Source organism: Polyangium sp. y55x31, from assembly GCF_029946505.1.
In the GTDB taxonomy this organism is placed as follows: domain Bacteria; phylum Myxococcota_A; class Polyangia; order Polyangiales; family Polyangiaceae; genus Polyangium.
The window spans coordinates 191,050-208,111 of the sequence record NZ_JARZHG010000009.1; the positions used below are offsets into that span (position 1 = coordinate 191,050).

The 17,062-nt window shown below is 69.4% G+C and carries 14 protein-coding genes; 5 read left to right on the top strand and 9 right to left on the bottom strand.

Annotated elements, in window-relative coordinates:
- Positions 1-115: 115 nt before the first annotated feature.
- Positions 116-1,870: a cytochrome b N-terminal domain-containing protein gene (locus tag QHF84_RS18685; protein WP_281314679.1), complete on the bottom strand. Its 1,755-nt coding sequence runs from the start codon at positions 1,868-1,870 to the stop codon at positions 116-118.
- Positions 1,867-2,436 (bottom strand): Rieske 2Fe-2S domain-containing protein, encoded by a 570-nt coding sequence (locus QHF84_RS18690; RefSeq protein WP_281314680.1) that lies wholly within the window; start codon positions 2,434-2,436, stop codon positions 1,867-1,869. The genes QHF84_RS18685 and QHF84_RS18690 overlap by 4 nt, the downstream gene beginning before the upstream one ends.
- Positions 2,437-2,513: 77 nt before the next feature.
- Between QHF84_RS18690 and QHF84_RS18695 the strand changes: the two genes are divergently transcribed.
- The gene (locus QHF84_RS18695; RefSeq protein WP_281314681.1) at positions 2,514-4,781 is read left to right on the top strand and encodes a POTRA domain-containing protein; all 2,268 of its coding nucleotides are present in this window, start codon (positions 2,514-2,516) and stop codon (positions 4,779-4,781) included.
- Between the two features lie 7 nt (positions 4,782-4,788).
- Here QHF84_RS18695 and QHF84_RS18700 read toward each other — a convergent pair whose 3' ends face one another.
- From QHF84_RS18700 to QHF84_RS18720, 5 genes are all read right to left on the bottom strand, one after another.
- The gene (locus QHF84_RS18700) at positions 4,789-5,031 is read right to left on the bottom strand and encodes a hypothetical protein (RefSeq protein ID WP_272425797.1); all 243 of its coding nucleotides are present in this window, start codon (positions 5,029-5,031) and stop codon (positions 4,789-4,791) included.
- A gap of 159 nt (positions 5,032-5,190) precedes the next feature.
- Positions 5,191-7,521, bottom strand: coding sequence for a (Fe-S)-binding protein (locus QHF84_RS18705; RefSeq protein WP_281314682.1), 2,331 nt, complete (start codon positions 7,519-7,521; stop codon positions 5,191-5,193).
- A gap of 139 nt (positions 7,522-7,660) precedes the next feature.
- Positions 7,661-8,269 carry a hypothetical protein gene (locus tag QHF84_RS18710; protein ID WP_281314683.1) on the bottom strand — a complete coding sequence of 203 codons (609 nt, stop codon included), beginning with the start codon at positions 8,267-8,269 and terminating at the stop codon, positions 7,661-7,663.
- Positions 8,251-9,330 carry a tetratricopeptide repeat protein gene (locus QHF84_RS18715; protein ID WP_281314684.1) on the bottom strand — a complete coding sequence of 360 codons (1,080 nt, stop codon included), beginning with the start codon at positions 9,328-9,330 and terminating at the stop codon, positions 8,251-8,253. Before QHF84_RS18715 ends, QHF84_RS18710 begins: the two co-directional genes overlap by 19 nt.
- Positions 9,330-11,246 (bottom strand): serine/threonine-protein kinase, encoded by a 1,917-nt coding sequence (locus tag QHF84_RS18720; protein ID WP_281314685.1) that lies wholly within the window; start codon positions 11,244-11,246, stop codon positions 9,330-9,332. The genes QHF84_RS18715 and QHF84_RS18720 overlap by 1 nt, the downstream gene beginning before the upstream one ends.
- A gap of 287 nt (positions 11,247-11,533) precedes the next feature.
- On the opposite strand from QHF84_RS18720, the gene QHF84_RS18725 reads away from it, so the two are divergent.
- Positions 11,534-12,595, top strand: a complete 1,062-nt coding sequence (locus QHF84_RS18725) for an AAA family ATPase (RefSeq protein WP_281314686.1) — start codon at positions 11,534-11,536, stop codon at positions 12,593-12,595.
- Entirely contained in the window at positions 12,592-13,149 is a 558-nt protein-coding gene (locus tag QHF84_RS18730) for a hypothetical protein (protein WP_281314687.1), read from the top strand. The genes QHF84_RS18725 and QHF84_RS18730 overlap by 4 nt, the downstream gene beginning before the upstream one ends.
- Positions 13,150-13,151: 2 nt before the next feature.
- On the opposite strand, the gene QHF84_RS18735 is transcribed toward QHF84_RS18730, so the two are convergent.
- Together QHF84_RS18735 and QHF84_RS18740 are read right to left on the bottom strand one after the other, a co-directional pair.
- Positions 13,152-13,901: an RNA methyltransferase gene (locus QHF84_RS18735; protein WP_281314688.1), complete on the bottom strand. Its 750-nt coding sequence runs from the start codon at positions 13,899-13,901 to the stop codon at positions 13,152-13,154.
- A 54-nt stretch (positions 13,902-13,955) separates the two neighbouring features.
- Positions 13,956-14,831, bottom strand: coding sequence for a PAS domain-containing protein (locus QHF84_RS18740; RefSeq protein ID WP_281314689.1), 876 nt, complete (start codon positions 14,829-14,831; stop codon positions 13,956-13,958).
- 163 nt (positions 14,832-14,994) lie between these two features.
- On the opposite strand from QHF84_RS18740, the gene QHF84_RS18745 reads away from it, so the two are divergent.
- Positions 14,995-16,167 carry an AAA family ATPase gene (locus tag QHF84_RS18745; protein ID WP_281314690.1) on the top strand — a complete coding sequence of 391 codons (1,173 nt, stop codon included), beginning with the start codon at positions 14,995-14,997 and terminating at the stop codon, positions 16,165-16,167.
- Entirely contained in the window at positions 16,164-16,760 is a 597-nt protein-coding gene (locus tag QHF84_RS18750; protein WP_281314691.1) for a DUF4276 family protein, read from the top strand. The genes QHF84_RS18745 and QHF84_RS18750 overlap by 4 nt, the downstream gene beginning before the upstream one ends.
- Positions 16,761-17,062 lie beyond the last annotated feature (302 nt).

Consider the following 17,062-nt stretch of genomic DNA (forward strand, 5'->3'; position numbering starts at 1 on the left):
CACCGCGCAGTTCATCGACCCCGAGTCCAGCGCTTGCGCTGGTCCGGGTCCCGGGGCGGACAGCCCCGGGTGGGGCCTGGGGCAAAGCCCCAGCGAGGCGTCCCGGGTGCTTGCTCTAAGGCTTGCCCGCCTGCTCCTGCACGAACTTCGCGAGCAGCGCCCGATCCTTCTCGGACAGCTTGTCGTTGAACGCCGGCATGTGCCCTTCGAGCTTCGGATCCATCGCGCCCTTCGGGTACGTCTTGCCGCTGCCCGGATCATCGATCTGCGCGAGGATCCACGGCACCGAGGCCCAGCCGCGCAGCTCCGGCGCGAGCGAGTCCTCGTCGTCCGTCTTGCCGTCGAGCCTGTGGCAGCTCGTGCATCGTTGCGACACGAGCTTCTCGCCCGGCATGCCCTCGCCCTTCTTGCCTTGCGCTTGCGCCGCGAGGAAGTCCGCGATCGCGTCGAGGTCCGGCGCGCTCATCGCCGTGAAGTTCTTCGCCGCCTCGGGATCCGCGGGCGGCTTCGTCATGCTCGGCATCTCGCCCTTGAACGCGGTCTTGCCGAACATCGTGTCGTGATCCGGCTCCTCCATCACGCGCTTCGCCCACGCCTTCGTGCCGAAGCCCGTGAGATCCGGCGCCGTGTCCTTGCCCTTCGGCGGACCCAGATCGCCCATGCGATGGCAGTTCGCGCAGTGCTGCTCGAACAGCGCCACGCGCCGCGTCTCCGGGTGGTTGCGCAGCATCGCCAGCGCGCCCTCGGGCGGCACGCCTTCCTGCGCCAGCTTGCGCGCCTTGTCGCCTTGCGCCTCGGCCTTCGCCACGGCCTTCGCGAACTCCGCGTCGGCCGCGTCCGTGCGCATCGACGCGAACGTCAACACGCCCGCCGCGACGCCGAACAGGCCCACCGGCACGAGCAGCGGCAGCCGCTTCATCACGCCGCGATCGGCCTTCTTGTCGATGAGCGGCAGCACGAACAGGTACCCCGCCACGAGCCCCGGGATCACCACCGTCGCGATCAGCTCGAGCTTGCCCGGGAAGGGCTTTCGCATCTCGTAGAGCGCGAGGAAGTACCACTCGGGCCGCGCCGGGTAGTCGCTCGTCGGATCCGCCGGCGCGTCGAGCGGCGCGCCGTGCCGCAGGTACGTGAGCGCCCCGATCACGCCGAGCACCAGAACGGCCACGATCACGTCGCGCGCCGCCTGCGTCGGGAAGTATCGATCCGACTTCACCGCATCCGCGGGCGTCGCGAGCGCCGGCCCGTGCTTGCGCGACAGCCACAGGTGCTTCGCCGCGATCGCGCCGAGCAGGAACGGCAAGACCACCGTGTGCAACGTGTACAGACGCGACAGCGTCATGTGCCCCGGCGTGCCTCCGCCGAGCAGGAGCTGTTGCAGCACGCCGCCGACCACGGGCACCGTCCCGATGATCCCCGTCTCGACCCTGAGACCCCAGAAGCCTCGTTGATCCCAGCGCAGCGGATTGCCCGTCAGCGCCGAGACCACGACGAGCCCCACCATCGCGATCGCGAGCCAGTACGTGAGCTCGCGCGGCTTGCGATACGCCCCGCGCACGATCGCGTAGCCCACGTGGATCACCGCGAGCACGATCGCCGCCTGCGCGCCGAACTGATGCAGCCCGCGCACGACCCAGCCCGCCGGCACCTTCTGCTGCAGGTACGCGACGCTCGCCCACGCCGTCGTCGCGCTCGGCGAATACACGGTCATCATCAAGATGCCCGTCACCGCTTCGAGCACGAGCACGATCCCGAGCGCCGCGCCCCACGCGTACGCGAAGCGCGCGCCGCCGGGGACGGTCGCCTCCACGAGCTTGCGGACGATCGCCCGGTGACCCGTGCGTTCGTCGAGCCAATCGCCGAGCTTCACCCGACCTCCTTTCGCTCCGCGATCCCCTGGCGGAAGAGCTTGAAGTCCACCTCCACGTGACCGTCCACGACGCGCACGGCGAGCGGATCCATCCCGCGTGGGCTCGGCCCTGCCTCCGCCGCGCCCACGAGCGAGAACTTCGACGTGTGGCACGGGCACGAAAAACTCTTCTTGTCCGCGTTCAGATCGATCGAGCAGCCGAGGTGCGGACAAACCGCGCTGAGCGCCGTCACCACGTCGCCCTTCTTCGTCACCCAGATCGAGCCGAGCTGTTGATCCTTCGTCACGGTGTACGCGTCGCGCTCGTCGCCGACGACCACGACGCGCCGCGGCTCGCCCTCGGTCAGATCGGCGAGACGACAAACACGCATCCACCGCGCCGCGCCCGCGCCGCCCTCGGACGACGGGGCCAGCATGGTCACGGCGGGGACGACGATCGCGCCCGCGTACGCCGCGCCACCCAGCGCGACGAGCACCTTCAACGCGCCGCGACGGCCGCCGTCCGCGCGCGAAGGTTCCTCGGGACGCTCGGCCCGCGGCGGCTCGACGCCGAGGTCGTTTTGCATTGGCTCCGCCATCTCGTAGGCTCTCCCTCCGCCGCGCCCGCGCGCGGCGGTCCGAGGATACCCGAGGGGGAGGTCACTTGACGCAGAACAGGAGCACGTCCGGCGTCGCCTTGCGCAGGCTCTTGCCCCTCGCCTTGCCCCTCGTCACGTCCACGGCGTGCCAGACCACGCCGCCCAAAACCCCGACGTGTAACCCTCAAGACCTCTCCGGCTGCATCATCGAGGACGTCGACATCCTCGGCAACGAAGAGATCCCCGACGCCGCCATCAAGGACCGCATCGCCACCGCGGAGAGCGCGCACCCCCTCGGCGGCGTCCTCCAGGGCATCCCCATCCTCGGCCTCAGCGACGTCCTGGCCGTCGAGTACGAGCGCTTCGACCGCTTCGTCCTCGAGCGCGACCTCGCCCGCATCGAGCGGTACTACCGCGGCCGCGGGTTCTACGAGGCGCACGTCGAGGCGGGCCGGGTCATGCGCCGCAAGGACGGCAAGATCCGCATCGAGATCGTCGTGCACGAGGGCAAACCCGTGAACCTCCGCAAGGTCGACCTCGCCTGGGTCGACTGGCGCCTGCCCGACGCCGCCGACGTCACGCGCCCCGTCACCGAGGCGAAAAACGAGCTCCCCCTCGGCAAACGTTTCGAGGAGGACAGCTACGAGGCCACGAAAAAGGCCATCACCCGCGCCCTCACCGACCGCGGTTTTCCCTACGCGCTCGTACGGGGCGACGCCAAGGTCGACCTCGTCGCCCACACGGCCGACGTCACCTACACGATCGAGCTCGGCCCGAGCGCCACCTTCGGCGACATCCGCATCGAAGGCCTCGGCGAGCTGCCCGAAAAGCCGATCCGCGCCGCCCTCGGCTTCCACAAAGGCGAGCGCTTCTCCACCGCGACCCTCGCCTCCGCCGAGCGCGCCCTCGCCGACTTCGGCATCTTCGGCGCCATCGACGTCCGCCCCGAGCTCCCGCCGCCCGACAAGCCGCGCACGGACGTCGTACCGATCACGATCGTCGTCCAGCCGGCCGCGCTGCGCGCCGTCAAGCTCGGCTTCGGCGCCGAGGCCGGCGGACGTGTCGAGGCGCACGGCGTGGCGAGCTGGGAAGACCGTAACTTCCTCGGCGGCTTGCGCCGCTTCGCCATCGAGGCGCGCCCGGGCCTCGTGTTCTACCCGAACGCCCTCTACAACCTCTTCCTCGCGCGCCCGAGCTACATCCTCCCCGAGATCCGCCTGCGCTTCGAGCTCCGCCAACCCGGCGTCTTCGAGCCGCGCACGCAGGCCGTCCTCCGCGGCGCGGGCAACGTCTACCGCCCGCTCAACATCATCACCGCGCCCGCGCCGGGCACGCCCGAGGCGAAGGAGCCGGCCCTCGGCTACCGCGAGGCCGCCGTCACCCTCGGCCTCGAACGCCGCTTCGTCGACTTCACCCACTACCTCGGGCAGTTCATCCACGTGCAGTACGACGACCCGTTCCTGTACTGGCACGACGCCGCCCCCGAGGGTTTCACGCGGCTCGTCTTCACCTACCTCGAAACCGTGGGCACGCTCGATTTCCGCCAGAACGACCGCGGCGAGATCGACCGCATCGCCCCCCGGCGCGGCGTCTACCTGAACCTCAACGCCCAGCTCGCCGGGTATTTCCTACCCGGCGACGCCGACGACGTCCGCCTGCGCCCCGAGTTCCGGGCCTACGTCCCCGTCGCCAAGCGCGTCACCCTCGCCTTCCGCCTGGCCGGCGGCTTCCTCATCCCGCGCTCGGACGACTTCCAGCAGACCCTCGCCCTGCTCGAACCCAAGGCCCGCGACCGGAAGCGCCCCGACGAGGACGACGACGGCATCGTCGACGGCACGAACATCCCGCTCGACGAGCTCCGTCGATCGCTCCAGCTCCTGCAATTCCGCGGCTTCTACAGCGGCGGCCCCAACTCGAACCGGGGCTACATCTACAACGGCGTCGGCATGCACGCGAGCGTCCCGCTCCGCGACACCGCGCGCGGGGCCGTGCCTCCGTGGGCGCCGACGGGCGGCCTCACGCTCTGGGAGTCCGCGCTCGAAGTGCGCCTCTCCTTCACCGAAAACCTCGGCGCGATCCTCTTCCTCGACGCGAGCGACGTCCGCCCCGGCCTCGCCGAGCTCGCCCTGAGCCGCCCGCACCTGTCCGCCGGCCTCGGCCTGCGCTACGCGACCCCGGTCGGCCCTGTCCGCGTGGACGTCGGCTACCGCGTCCCGTGCGCCCAGCAGATCGGCATCTGCGACGAGGCCGAGCTCAACTACGACGTCGGGTTGTTCGGATATACGGGCGGATTCCCGATCGTGACGACGATCGCGATCGGCGAGGCGTTCTGAACGAGGCCTAGCCTTCTTCTTCTTCGACGCTCCACGTGGCGAGCGCCGTGATTCCGATGGCCGTCGCGCATTGCGCGCAGAGCGGCGGCTCTTCGTAGCGGACCTCGTCTCCGCGGGTCCACACGTACAGCCCTCGACCGGCCGGCTCTCCCTCGATGAGCTCCGAGCAGGCGTCGCACCGGAGCTCGCCCGCGTCCTCCGGCGTCACGCGCGCCTTGAGCGCCACGTCGGCCAGCGAATCGATGGCCATGGAAAAAACCATGTTTCGCGGTTGCTCCATCTGCCTCCCTCGGTCCGGCGACCGCCCGAATCTAGCTCAGGCTCTCGTCGGACGCACGTGCTCCGGAACGAGGGGGGGTGGACCAGGCGATTCCTGGTGGGAATTGAGGGAATCGCGGAGCTTGCGTGATCAGGCCTCGGCCTGGGCTTCCGCCTCGGGCGTTGCCTTCTTCGCCTTTTCCTTCTTCGTCCCGCCTTCGAGGCAGCTCTCGAGGAGGATCTCGGCGACATCGAGCTGACGCACGCTCTCTTCCTTGCCGTGCGCCTTCAGGCCGTCGGTGATCATCGTCTGGCAGAACGGGCACGCGGTCGCGATCGTCTTCGCCTCCGTCTGCAGGAGCTGGAGCGTGCGCTTCACGTTCACGCGATCCTTGTTTTGCTCCTCCATCCAGAACTGCGCGCCGCCCGCGCCGCAGCACAGGCCCTTGTTGCGGTTCCAGCCCTCGGCCTCGACGAGCTCCACGCCCGGGATGCTCTTCAGGATGTCGCGCGGCTGCTCGTACACGTCGTTGTAGCGGCCGAGGTAGCAGGAGTCGTGGAAGACGACCTTGCCCTTCACCGCGTTCTTCGGCGAGAGCTTCCGCTCCGCCACGAGCCCGAGCAGGAAGTCGGTGTGATGCACGACCTCGAACTTCGCGCCGAAGTCGGGGTACTCGTTCAGGATCGTATTGAAGCAGTGCGGGCAGGCCGTGATGATCTTCTTCACGCCGCCCTGATCCTTGTACCCGTTCAGCGTGGCCACGTTCTGCTCGGCCAGCATCGCGAACAGGTACTCGTTGCCCGCGCGCCGCGCCGGGTCGCCCGTGCAGGTCTCTTCCTGCCCGAGGATCGCGAAGTCCACGCCCGCCGCCTGGAGCAGCCGCGCCGTCGCCCGCGCGATCTTCTTCGCCCGATCGTCGTAGCTCGCCGCGCAGCCGACCCAGTAGAGGACCTCGGCCTTCGGGTTGTCCGACATCATCGGCACGTCGAGCCCCTCGGCCCAGTTCGCGCGATCCATGCGGGCGAGGTTCCAGGGGTTGCCGTTCACCTCCATCGCCTGGAACGGACCGTTGAGCTGCGCCGGGAACTCGCCCTTCACGAGCACGAGGTGCCGCCGCATCTCCACGATCTTGTCGACGTAGCTGATCATCACGGGACACTGCTCTTCGCAGGCCCGGCACGTCGTGCAGGCCCAGAGCACGTCCGGGTGGATCACGTTCGCCACGAGATCCTTGTTCGCGTCCGCCACAGCGCCGCTCGGCTCGGCTTGCGCCTCGGCCGCGGACTCGGAGCGGTAGGGGCCGACCTCGCCGTTATCGTCGGTCGTCGCGGACGGACGCGGCAGCGCTGCGCCGATCCGATCGGCCTCGTGCTTCTGCGCGATGAGCTCGCTGTCGTGGTCGTACAGGTGATCGCGCAGGTTCAGCGTGAACTGCTTCGGCGAGAGCAGCTTGCCGGTCTTGTGCGCGGGGCAGTTGTCGGAGCAACGCCCGCACTCCGTGCACGTGTAGAAGTCGAGGATCGCCTTCCAGGTGAAGTCCTGGATCTTGTTCACGCCCACGGGCTCGGCCTTCGCGGGCTCCTCGGCCATCTTCATGACCATCTCGCCGATCGCCTCCGCGCTCGGCGCCATGAGCGGCAGGCGCCCGCGCGGCTCTACGTTCCGGAAGAAGACGTTGAAGACCGCCGTGATGACGTGGAAATGCTTCGAGTACGGAAGGATGTTCGCGAAGATCAGGACGAGCGACGCGTGCGTCCAGAAGCCGATCTTGGCGATCACGAGCAACGTGTCGCGCGGCACGCCCGCGAGCAGGGTCGCGAAGAGCGAGCCGGCCGGCGACGGGAACGGCGCCCAGGCGATCGGGTGCGTCGGCGCGGGCCCGAGCGGGGCCACGACCTTGCGGACGGCGTCGCAGTACTCGGGCTCGAGGTTCCGGCCCGTACAGCCCACGAGGCCCTTGTGGTGCAGGACCATGGACGCGCCGTCGTAGAGCATGTCCGCCAGCATCATCGTCATGATGATGCCGAGGATCAGGATCGCCTCGCCCGACTTCGTCATGCGGGGGTCGACCTTGATCACGCGGAAGTACAGGAAGACGAGCGCGCCGACGATGACGAGCGACGCGATGACGTCCTTCAGGAACTCGTAGACGTGCCCGAGGGGCAGGCCGAGGAAGCCCTCGGGCCCCAGGATGAAGAGGTTGAACGACGGGTCGAAGCCGCGCCCCCAGAGGATGAGCGACCGGGCCAGGAGCACCACGAAGCCCAGGAAGATGAGCATGTGGGCCGCGCCGGCGAGCCGGTAGTAATGCATCTTCTTCTGGGCGAGCGCGTAGATCGCCGTGCCTTTCACGCGCTCGGGGACGTCGTCGAAACGATCTTCCGGCCGCCCGACCTGGAGCAGCGACCACCGCCGGCCTGCGCTGTACGCGAAGGCTCCGGCCAGGCCGAAGATCATGAGAAACATCATGAGCGGATTCATGGCGCGCGTTCTCCCGGGGAAACGGACCCTGTTGTAGGTGGCCGAGCGGCCGCGCGTCAACCCGAGCGATGCCGCGCGTCAACCGAAATGCCACGCAGGATCGCGCGCCCGAGGAGCAGCGCGAGCGCGGGGCCCGGCGTCAAAGTGTGAACTCGAACGACTTCTCTTCCGTGCCCGCGCCCGGCGCGAGCTCCACGACCATGCTGAACGGCCGCTGCCCCACGCGCGCGCCGAGGCGCACGCGCACCGGCGCGGCCGCGCCGTTGAGCTTGTCGAGGCGGATCACCACGCGGTACCGCCCGCGCTTCGGCTCGCCCTCGGACAGGTAGACGTTCTCCACGTTCTGGCCCTGGCACTCGTTCTCGGACTGCGGGCAATCGCGGTCCTTCACGAGCCCCGTCGAGGTCGGCTCCCCGACCCGCGCGAGCTCGCCGCCGACGTCGTAGACGTTGAGGTCCACGTCCGCCTCCACGGCCTCCCACGCGATCGCGAACTGCAAGATCCCCGTGTGCAGCCCGCAGCCCTCGTCGATCACGCCGTTGCAGTTGTCGTCGCGCGCGTCGAAACACGTCTCGATGCCCGTCGGCACGCACGCCGTCTCGAGCACCACGCCCTCGCTCGCCTTCACGTCGACGACCTTGAGCGCGTCCTTCGCCGGCGGCGCAGGCACCTCGATACACGCGGGCGCCGCGAGCACGAGCGCCGTCGCGGCGAGCAGATGACGGGGACTCAGAACGTGCCTGCGCATGAGACGCCGAGGCCGCCGGTCGGGCCGCAGGCGAACGAGCGGATGCCCGCGCCTTTTTGAGCCGTCGGCGGCGCTTCATCTTTGGGCTTCGCGGGCTCTTCCGGCGCCGCGAAGATCGTCAGCACGATGCCTCCGGCGCCGAGCACGAGCGCGCTGATGCCGAGGCCCACGCTGAGATCACGCATCGTGTTCGCGTCGCGCCCGTCCGCCGCGATCACGTCACGATCGAGCTGACAGAACGACGCGTCCCCGCGGCTGCAGTTCGTCCCGTACATCTTCTCGTGGATCTGGATGTCACGCGCGACGTTGTTGCGCAGGTGGATCGACGCGAGGCTCGCGCCGAGCGTGCCGAGCCCGAGCCCCGCGCCCACGCCCGTCGCCACGAGCCCGATCAGACGCTGCTGCGGGATCCAGTTCTTCTTCGCGGGCGGCGGCGGAGGCGGCGGCGGAGGCGGCGGAGGTGCTTCTTTTTTGACCTCCTTCGGATCGATCGAGAGCTCGAGGGGCTTGCCGCCTTCGAGCTCGATCTCCTGCTCCTCGTCCTCGTGCTCGGGCGCGCTCACGACGATCTTGTGCTTGCCGGGCGAGAGCCACAGCGGCTTCGCGAGCGGCAGATTCGCGGCCGGTTGATCGTCGACCACGAGCTTCGCGCCGGGCACCTTCGACGTCACGTTGAGCACGCCGATGTGCACCATCGCCTTCGCGAGCTGCTCCTTGACGTCGGCTTTGTCCTCGTCCGAGAGGGGCCCGACGTCCGAGACGAGCGCGGCTTCCATGGCCTCGGCCGCGGGCATCCACTTCTCGAGCGCGAGCAGCGAGTAGCCGATCATGCGGACGATCTGCGCGCTCGGGTAGAGCGCCTTCGCCTGCTCGAAGAGGTTCAGCGCCTTGTCGAACTGGCCCGCGCGATAGGCGGTGAGGCCCTCGGACGCGGCCTGGCGCGCGAGCTGGATCTGGGCCTGCGAGGTCTGCGCATCGGCCGCCTGCGAGAGCGGCGGCGCGGCGAGACCAACGAAGGCGACGAAGGCAAAGGCGAGCGAACGCCGGCAGAGCTCGTTCATCAGAACTTGATGTTACCGACCTTCGGCGCGACGGTACTAGAAGGCTTCGGTTTTGCCCCGCCGGTCTTCGTCGTCGCCGTGGTGGCGGCCACCGCGCCGGCCGTGGACTTGGCGGTCGGCGTCGTCGTGGGCGAGGCGGGAGGTTCGGCCGTGGCGACCGGCTCGGCCGTCGGCGCGGCCGTCGACGCGGGCTCGATCATGAGGTCGTCCGCGGGCTCGGCCGTCGGCGCGGCCGTGGCCGCCGGCTCGGTCGTGGGCGTAGGCGCGGGAGGCGGCGCGACCGGCGGCGGCGTGGGTTCGGGCGGCGCCGCGGTCTGCGCCGCGGTCGTTTGCACGGCCGGCGTCGGGTTCTGCTTGCCTTGGCCGTTCAGCACGAAGAAGAGCCCGGCGGCGCCCGCGAGGCCGAGCGTGAGGCCGATGCCCGCGACGACGGCGCCGAGCTTCGGCTTCCCGGACGCGGGCGCGGGGGCCTGCGTCGAGTAGAGCGGCGCGCCCGTGGTCCCCGGCGGGATCGTCACGCGCGGGATCGGCGCGCCCGACTGCGACATGCCCATCGCGGCGAGCTGCGCGGCGGTCACGCCGGACTGAGAGACCGCGGCCGGATTCACGCCGGGCGGCAGCGGCATGCCGGCTTGCGACAAACCGGCGGCCGGGACGCTCGTCCCCGGGATTGCCATGCCCGGCGGGATCGACGCGCCTGCCACGCTCATGCCGTACATCGGCACGCCTTGCAGCGCTTGACGCACCTGGGCCGAGGCGGAGAGATCCGCCGGGTTCGGCATGTCGAGGTTCGTCGGCTGCGCCGCGTAGTTCACCTGCAGCGCTTGCGCGAGCGCCTGGATCTGCTCGACCGCGTTCGTGTACCGCTGCTCGGCCTCGCGCGCGCAGGCCCTCGCGAACCACGCGTCGAAGCGCGGCCCGAGGTGCGGCGACATCGTGCTCGGCGGGGCCATCGGCTCGTAGAGGATCTGCCCGATGAGCGCGGCCATGCCCTCGGCGGACCAGTAGTTCTTCCCGGTGAGCAGGCGATACGCGATGAGCCCGAGCGCCCAGAGATCCGCGGCGGGGCCGACCTTCGACGCCTGCCCGCGGGCCTGCTCGGGCGACATGTACCAGGGCGTGCCGAAGATCGCGCCGTCCTGGGTGAGCTCCTTCGCGTCGCTCTGATCGACGAGCTTGGCGATGCCGAAGTCGAGGATTTTCACGAGCGGCGTGCCGTCCTCGCGTTGCGTGACGATGAGGTTCGCCGGCTTGAGATCGCGGTGCACGATGCCGAGCGCGTGCGCCTTGTCGAGGACACGCGCGACCTGCTTCAGGTACACGACGACCTCGCCCGCGGGCAGCGCGCCGCGTTGCTTGAGCTCCGAGCCGAGATCACGGCCCTTGAGCAGCTCCATCACGATGAACGGCACGCCGCCGATCTCGGGCGCGACGTCGGCGTCGATGACGCGCACGACGTGCTCGCTGCCGATGCTGACGGGCGCGCGCGCCTCGGTGCGGAAGCGCTCGACGGCGCCGGGGTTGTTCGCGACCGACGGGTGCAGGAGCTTGAGCGCGCAGATCTCGCCCGTGTTGACGTGACGAACCGCGTACACCGCGCCCATGCCGCCACGACCGATGAGCTTCTCGATGCGGTAGCGGCTCTGGATCACGAGCCCGGGCTGGAGATCCCCCTGCTGCGGGTTCACGGCCTCGCCGACATCGGCGGGCACGGCCGGCGCGCCGGCAGCGGGGCGCGGCGCGGGCGCGGGCGCACCAGCAGCGGGGCGCGGCGCGGGCGGCGCGGCGGGTGCGGGCGCAGCCGCGTCGACGGGGCTCGGGAACGGCACCGTGGCGACGGCGGAGGGCATGGGCGCGTCCGCGAACACGGGCGGCGCCGGCGCGGGGTTTGCCGCGGGGCCGGGGTGCACGGGCATCGGCACCGTTCCCGCGGCCGGCCTGGGAGGCGGCGCGGAAGGGCGCGCGATCGCGCCGGGCGCAGGGGGAGCCGCGCGAGGCGGCGCAGGCGGTTTCGGCGGCGCAGGCGGAGCAGGCACGAGGACTCCCGGACGATCGAAAGCAGCCGACAATCGTCGTTCGGGACAGGCTATCGACTTTCGCGGAAAGGGGCAAGCGAGGCGCTCGAAGGGCGCCTGGTCGCGCCCTTTTTCCGGTGCGCCCTCTCGCGAGGGCAACATGGGTTGACTAGACTCCGCGCGCACCGATGAAGATCACCCGGCTCGGACTACGCCAGTTCACGGTGTTCTCGGACGTGACGTTCGAGTTCGCTCCTGGGGTCAACGTCTTCATCGGCGAGAACGGGACGGGCAAGTCGCACGTCCTCAAGCTCCTCTACGCGCTCACGGAGGCGACCCGCCGTTTCGCGACGCGCGGGCCCCTGGAAGACGGGCTGGAACCGACGCTTCCCCACCTCGTCCAGGGCATGCTCAGGGGTGTCTTTCAACCCGACGACTTGAGCAGCTTCCTCTCCGCGGTGCCGGGTCGGGCGACGCTCACGCTCGAGTGGGAGCGCGCCAGGCTGGAGGTCACGCTGGAGGACGACGGAGCGAGCTCCACGCTCACGGCGACGGCCGAAGGCGCGATCGCGGAGGTGGGCCCGCCCCTCTTCATCCCCCCTCGCGAGGTGCTCTCGATCTTCCCGGGCTTCGCCTCCGCATGGCTCAAGCGCGAGTCCGCGTTCGATCGGACGTATTTCGATCTCTGCGTCGCGCTCGACCTCAAGCCCCTCCGCAAGGGAGGGCCCAAAGCGCTGCTCGATCCGATCGAGCGTGAGCTCGGCGGCAACGTCGTGATGAAGGACGGGCGCTTCTACCTCGCCTATCCGGGGGGCGACATGGAGATGCCCATGGTCGCCGAAGGGGATCGCAAGCTCGCGATGATCGCCTGGCTGCTCATGAACGGATCGCTCTCCGAGAACGCCTATTTGCTCTGGGACGAGCCGGAGGCGAACCTCAACCCGAAGCGCGCACGCCTGACCAGCGATACGGCTGCGGCGCTTGCCCACGCGGGCGTCCAGGTCTTCCTCGCCACGCACGATTATGCGCTCACCTCCGAGCTCGCGCTGAAGGTCGACACCGGGTCGCTTCGAGCTAGCGAGGCCGCCTTCCACGCGTTCCGGCGCGTCGCCGAAGGGCCATCGGTCGTCGTGGAGCGCGGAGAGAGGCTCGCCGAGCTTTCGAACAACGCGATCCTCGACGCGCTCGCGTCGCTCCACGCGCGGGAGCAGGAAGCCCTGTTCACGACGGACGAGGAAGCTCCCCGGTGAAGACCGTCGACGTGGAGCGCATTCGCTTCTCGTTCGGCGAGAGCTGGACGGTGGTGGAGAAGTGGGACGACTGCCGTCTGTATCGCGAGGGCATCCACGAGCTCGACGGAACGAAGGCCGTGGACATCGTGGGCGTGCGCGACGGTGACCTCTACCTGATCGAGGTCAAAGATTTCCGGGGCCACGCGATCGAGACGAAAAGGCGTCAACCGAGCGAGCTCCCGCTGGCCATCGGCTGCAAGGTCCGCGACACCATCGCCGGCTTGATCGGGGCGAGCAGACAGAGCGGGGAGCCGTGGGTCGAGACGTGCGCGAGGCTCCTGCTGGACGGCAAGCGGCGTATCTACGTGATCGCGTGGATCGAGGATCCGGCCCTTCGCGCGGCAGAACCCATCAGCAAGCGGCAAGTATGGCAAAAGGTGCGGGCCGATCAGCTCAGGCAGCGCCTCGCTTGGCTGACGAACCGCGTCACGGTGGCGAGCCCTCTCGATGGGGCGGCGCTTGCAGACGTGATCGGGAAGAACCTCCCGGGCGCCGGCGGCAGCCCCGCCTGACGTCAGCCCGCCGCTTCCTCGAACCCGAGCGCGTCCTCCCCGAGTGAAATCCCGTTCGCGAGGAGGATCTCCGCGGCGTGGTCGATCGTGAGGATCATCGCGCGGGCCTGGAGCGCGCGTTGCTCGTCCGCGGGGAGATCACCGGGCCGGCCCGAGGTCGCGTGCTGGAGGAGGATCGCGGCGGTGACGCTCACGTTGAGGCTCTCGGCGAAGCCGCGCATGGGCACGCGCACGCTGCGCTTGCAGCCGGCGACGAGCTCCTCGTGGATGCCGTCGCGCTCGTTGCCGAGGACGAGGCAGACCTTGGGGATCGAGCGCAGATCCTCGGGCGCGAGCTCGCCTTGCGGGTGGGTCGCGACGAGCTCGTGGCCGGAGGCGGCGAGGACGTCGAGGGCCGCTCGGCTCGTGGGGTAGGTGCGGACGTGGACCCATTGCTCGGAGCCACGCGCGACCTGGCGGGCCGCGAGGAACGAGATGCCGCCGCGCTCGACGACGTGGAGGCGCTGCACGCCGAACGCGTCACAGGACCGGAGGACGGCGGCGCCGTTGTGCGGGTCGTACGGCGCGTCCATGAGGACGGTGACGGAGCCGAGGCGAGAGGAGAACACCGCGTCGAAGCGGGCCTGTCGCTCGGCCGTGAGGAAGGGGCCGAGCACGCGGACGATCGCGGCGTGGTCGAGGCTTCCGAGCCGGGCGAGGAGCCGCTTCTGCGCGAGCTCGACCTGGATGGCATGAGGGGTCCTGCGGCGCATCGCGGGGCGGGGATAGCACGGGGGAGGCGGAACGCGGAGGCGGAAACGGGGCGATCAGCGTGCCGCGGCCATGGCGAAGGCGATCCCGCTCTGGACCGTGCTCCGTGTGACGATGCCGCCGAGGTCGGCGTGGATCTCGACCAGCGTCTGCGCGACGTCGCGACGAACGCCGGTCAGCACCACCTTCGCGCCGAGGAGCTGCACCGCGCGGGCGGCCTGGACGAGCGCGTCGGCCACCTGCGTGTCGACCACCGAGATGCCCGTGATGTCGAGGATGGCCGTGCGGGCGCCCCGCTCGTTCACGCCTCGGAGGAGCGTCTCCATGGCCTGCCGCACGCGTTGCGCGTCGAGCACGCCGATGAGCGGCATCACCACGATCTCGTCGGTGACCGGGATGAGCGGCGTCGACAGCGCGGACAGCGCCGCCTCCTGCGCCTCGATCACCGCTTGCCGGCGCATCCCCTCGGCGAGCGCCTGCTCGGCGCGCTTGCGATCGGTGATGTCGCGCGCGACGGCGATCACCACGTCGTCCGACATCGGCGTGATGTTCGTGCTGAAGAAGGCCTCCCGACCACCGGCCGGCAGGTTGTACTCGACCGTGACGAGCCCCTTGCTCTCCAGCGCCGCGCGGACGTGGGACAGGAGGAAATCCGCCATCTCGGGCGGCATGACCTCGTGCAGCGTCTTGCCGAGCAGCTCGTGGCTCGGCTTGTAGAGAAGGTCTGCCCCGGTGGGCGCGATCTTCAGGTACCGCCCCTCCCCGTTCATGACGATCACCACGTCCGTCATGGCCGTGAACATGGCCCGGAGCTCCGCCTCGGCGGCGAGCGCCCCGGCGAGCTCCGCCTCGGCTGCCGCGAGCCGCGCCCGCAGCACCTCGACCTCGGCCCGAAGCGACGGGCTTTCATCCTGATCAGCGTTGTCCCGCATCCGTGCGTACGTCCCCTGCGGGACGGACGATGTCCAGGCCCCTGTCGCGCCTCTTTTCGAGGTGTCGCCGACCCCACCGCCCCCGGGCGGTGGAGCGGAGTGATGGCGAGCACGAGACCAAGCGGGACTACCCAAGGACGTCCGGATCTGGGAGGCTCCGCGCATGTGGCGCCGCGTCGAGCTTCGGAATTACCGCAGCATCGAGCACGTGAAGGTCGACCTCGCCCCGTTCACCCTGCTCGTCGGGCCGAACGGAAGCGGGAAGTCGAACTTTGCCGATGCGCTGGCGTTCGTGCGGGATGTGGCGTTCGACGCGGTGACGGCGGTTGAGCGACGAGGCGGAATAGGTGAACTGCGACGCTGGCGCCCCACGAAGCCGACGGACATCTCTGTAGACATCCGAAGTGCCGCTTCTGAGCCGGCACTCGAGAGCACGTACGTACGGCACTACTTCAAGATTCATAGCGGCCGTGAAGGCAGGTGGTCCTTCAGCCGAGAAATCGTCGAGGTAGTGAGGGACGGGGACGGCGTCTTCAATGTCGTCAGGGAACGCGGGAGAATTTCGCTGCACACGGAAAGCGCTCTCGACCGACTCACGGAGTTGGCGTCGGCGGCCGCCAGCCGAGCGCTCAGCGACATGAGCAGCGCGATGGTACTGGCGCGCCAATTCCGAGCCATGAAGAGCCACGCAGGCTTGCGAGAAGTGCGACGGATCCGCCTCACCCCTGACGCGATGCGACTCCCGCAGCCTGCCACGGAGAATACACGCCTGGATGAGACGGGCAGCAATGTGGCCGCCGCTTACCGAAGTCTCAAGGCAGACGCTCAGGAAGATGTTCTCGCAGCCATGCAGAAGATCGTGCCGGGTCTGTCAGGGATCTACGTGGAGAACTTCGATCGCTTCCTACTTCTCAAGTTCGCGCAGCGGCAAGGAGATGAACAGGCGACATTTTCGGCCGCCGCCATGTCCGAGGGAACTTTGCGCGCCCTTGGTATCCTCATTGCAGCGGAGCAGATGACCAAGGACGAACTCTTGATCATCGAAGAACCCGAAGTAGCCATCCACGTCGGAGCCGCCCAGCTCCTCTTCGACGTCTTGAAGCGCGCCTCGGAGCGCGGCGCCGTCCTCGTCACGACCCACAGCGCCGACCTCCTGGACGCCGCCAAGGACGAAGAGATCCTCGTCTGCGCCTACCGCGACGGCGTCACGAAGATCGGCCCCCTCGCCTCCGAGCAACGCGCTGTCGTGAAGGAAGGTCTCTTCTCCGTCGCGGAACTCATGCGCTCCGAGCCCCTGCGCATCGAGGGCGAGCCGATCCCCGCGGTCGAGCCGTGAAGCGCCTCGTCTGCATCGTCGAGGGCAAGGGCGAGGTGCAGGCCGTCCCGAACCTCTGCTTTTCCGTCTTCCGTTACCTCGGCGTGGAGGGCTGGCTCGTCGACAAGGAGCCGATCAAACAGCCGCGTAGCCAGCTCGTCGACGAGCGCGTCCCGAGCCCCCGCCGTCCTTGCCGCAAAGAAGGGATCACACGCGCCGTCGCGCTCGCCCGCGCACGACGTGCGAACGCCGCGTTGATCCTCTGCGACGCCGACGATGACTGCCCGGCCACCTGGGGCCCGGATGCCGCGCGCGCCATCCCGACCGTCATCGATGGAGCCGCAGTCATGGCCTCACGCGAGTACGAGACATGGCTCCTCCACAGCTTCTCGGACGAGGAACGCAGGAAGGCCAAGGTCACCACCGCCGACCTGCGCAAGCGCGACGCGAAGGGACTACTCGCCCGGCTCGTACCTGGTTACTTGCCGACCACCCACCAGCTCGACATCACCCGTCGCATCGATGTCGCTCGTGTCCGAACCCACTCGGACAGCTTCGACAAGCTCGTCCGTGACCTCGCTCGGCTGTGTGGCGTGACACCCCCGCCACGATGAGCCCGCGTCTCTGGAGACAGGACCGCAAGCGTCATCGGAGACGGTCACGACCCTCCTGCAAGCCTGGTCGACCTGTCTCCAAGACAGTCCCGACCCTCCCGAATCCCTCCTCGACCGGCCTCTGGGACGGCCCCGACCCTCCCGAATCCCTTCTCGACCACCCTCCGAGGTGACTCCGACCCCTCCCCGAACCCTCGCCGACCTGTCTCCAAGACGGCCCCGACCCTCCCGAACCCCTCGTCGACCCCCCTCCGAGGTGACTCCGACCCCTCCCCAAACCCTCGCCGACAGGCTGCCGAGAT

Coding starts and splice junctions, on each gene's coding strand:
- QHF84_RS18690 (WP_281314680.1), bottom strand. CDS start 2,436: ATGCAAAACGACCTCGGCGTCGAGCCGCCGCGGGCCGAGCGTCCCGAG.
- QHF84_RS18700 (WP_272425797.1), bottom strand. CDS start 5,031: ATGGCCATCGATTCGCTGGCCGACGTGGCGCTCAAGGCGCGCGTGACG.
- QHF84_RS18705 (WP_281314682.1), bottom strand. CDS start 7,521: ATGAATCCGCTCATGATGTTTCTCATGATCTTCGGCCTGGCCGGAGCC.
- QHF84_RS18710 (WP_281314683.1), bottom strand. CDS start 8,269: ATGCGCAGGCACGTTCTGAGTCCCCGTCATCTGCTCGCCGCGACGGCG.
- QHF84_RS18715 (WP_281314684.1), bottom strand. CDS start 9,330: ATGAACGAGCTCTGCCGGCGTTCGCTCGCCTTTGCCTTCGTCGCCTTC.
- QHF84_RS18720 (WP_281314685.1), bottom strand. CDS start 11,246: ATGCCCGTGCACCCCGGCCCCGCGGCAAACCCCGCGCCGGCGCCGCCC.
- QHF84_RS18725 (WP_281314686.1), top strand. CDS start 11,534: ATGAAGATCACCCGGCTCGGACTACGCCAGTTCACGGTGTTCTCGGAC.
- QHF84_RS18735 (WP_281314688.1), bottom strand. CDS start 13,901: ATGCGCCGCAGGACCCCTCATGCCATCCAGGTCGAGCTCGCGCAGAAG.
- QHF84_RS18740 (WP_281314689.1), bottom strand. CDS start 14,831: ATGCGGGACAACGCTGATCAGGATGAAAGCCCGTCGCTTCGGGCCGAG.
- QHF84_RS18745 (WP_281314690.1), top strand. CDS start 14,995: ATGTGGCGCCGCGTCGAGCTTCGGAATTACCGCAGCATCGAGCACGTG.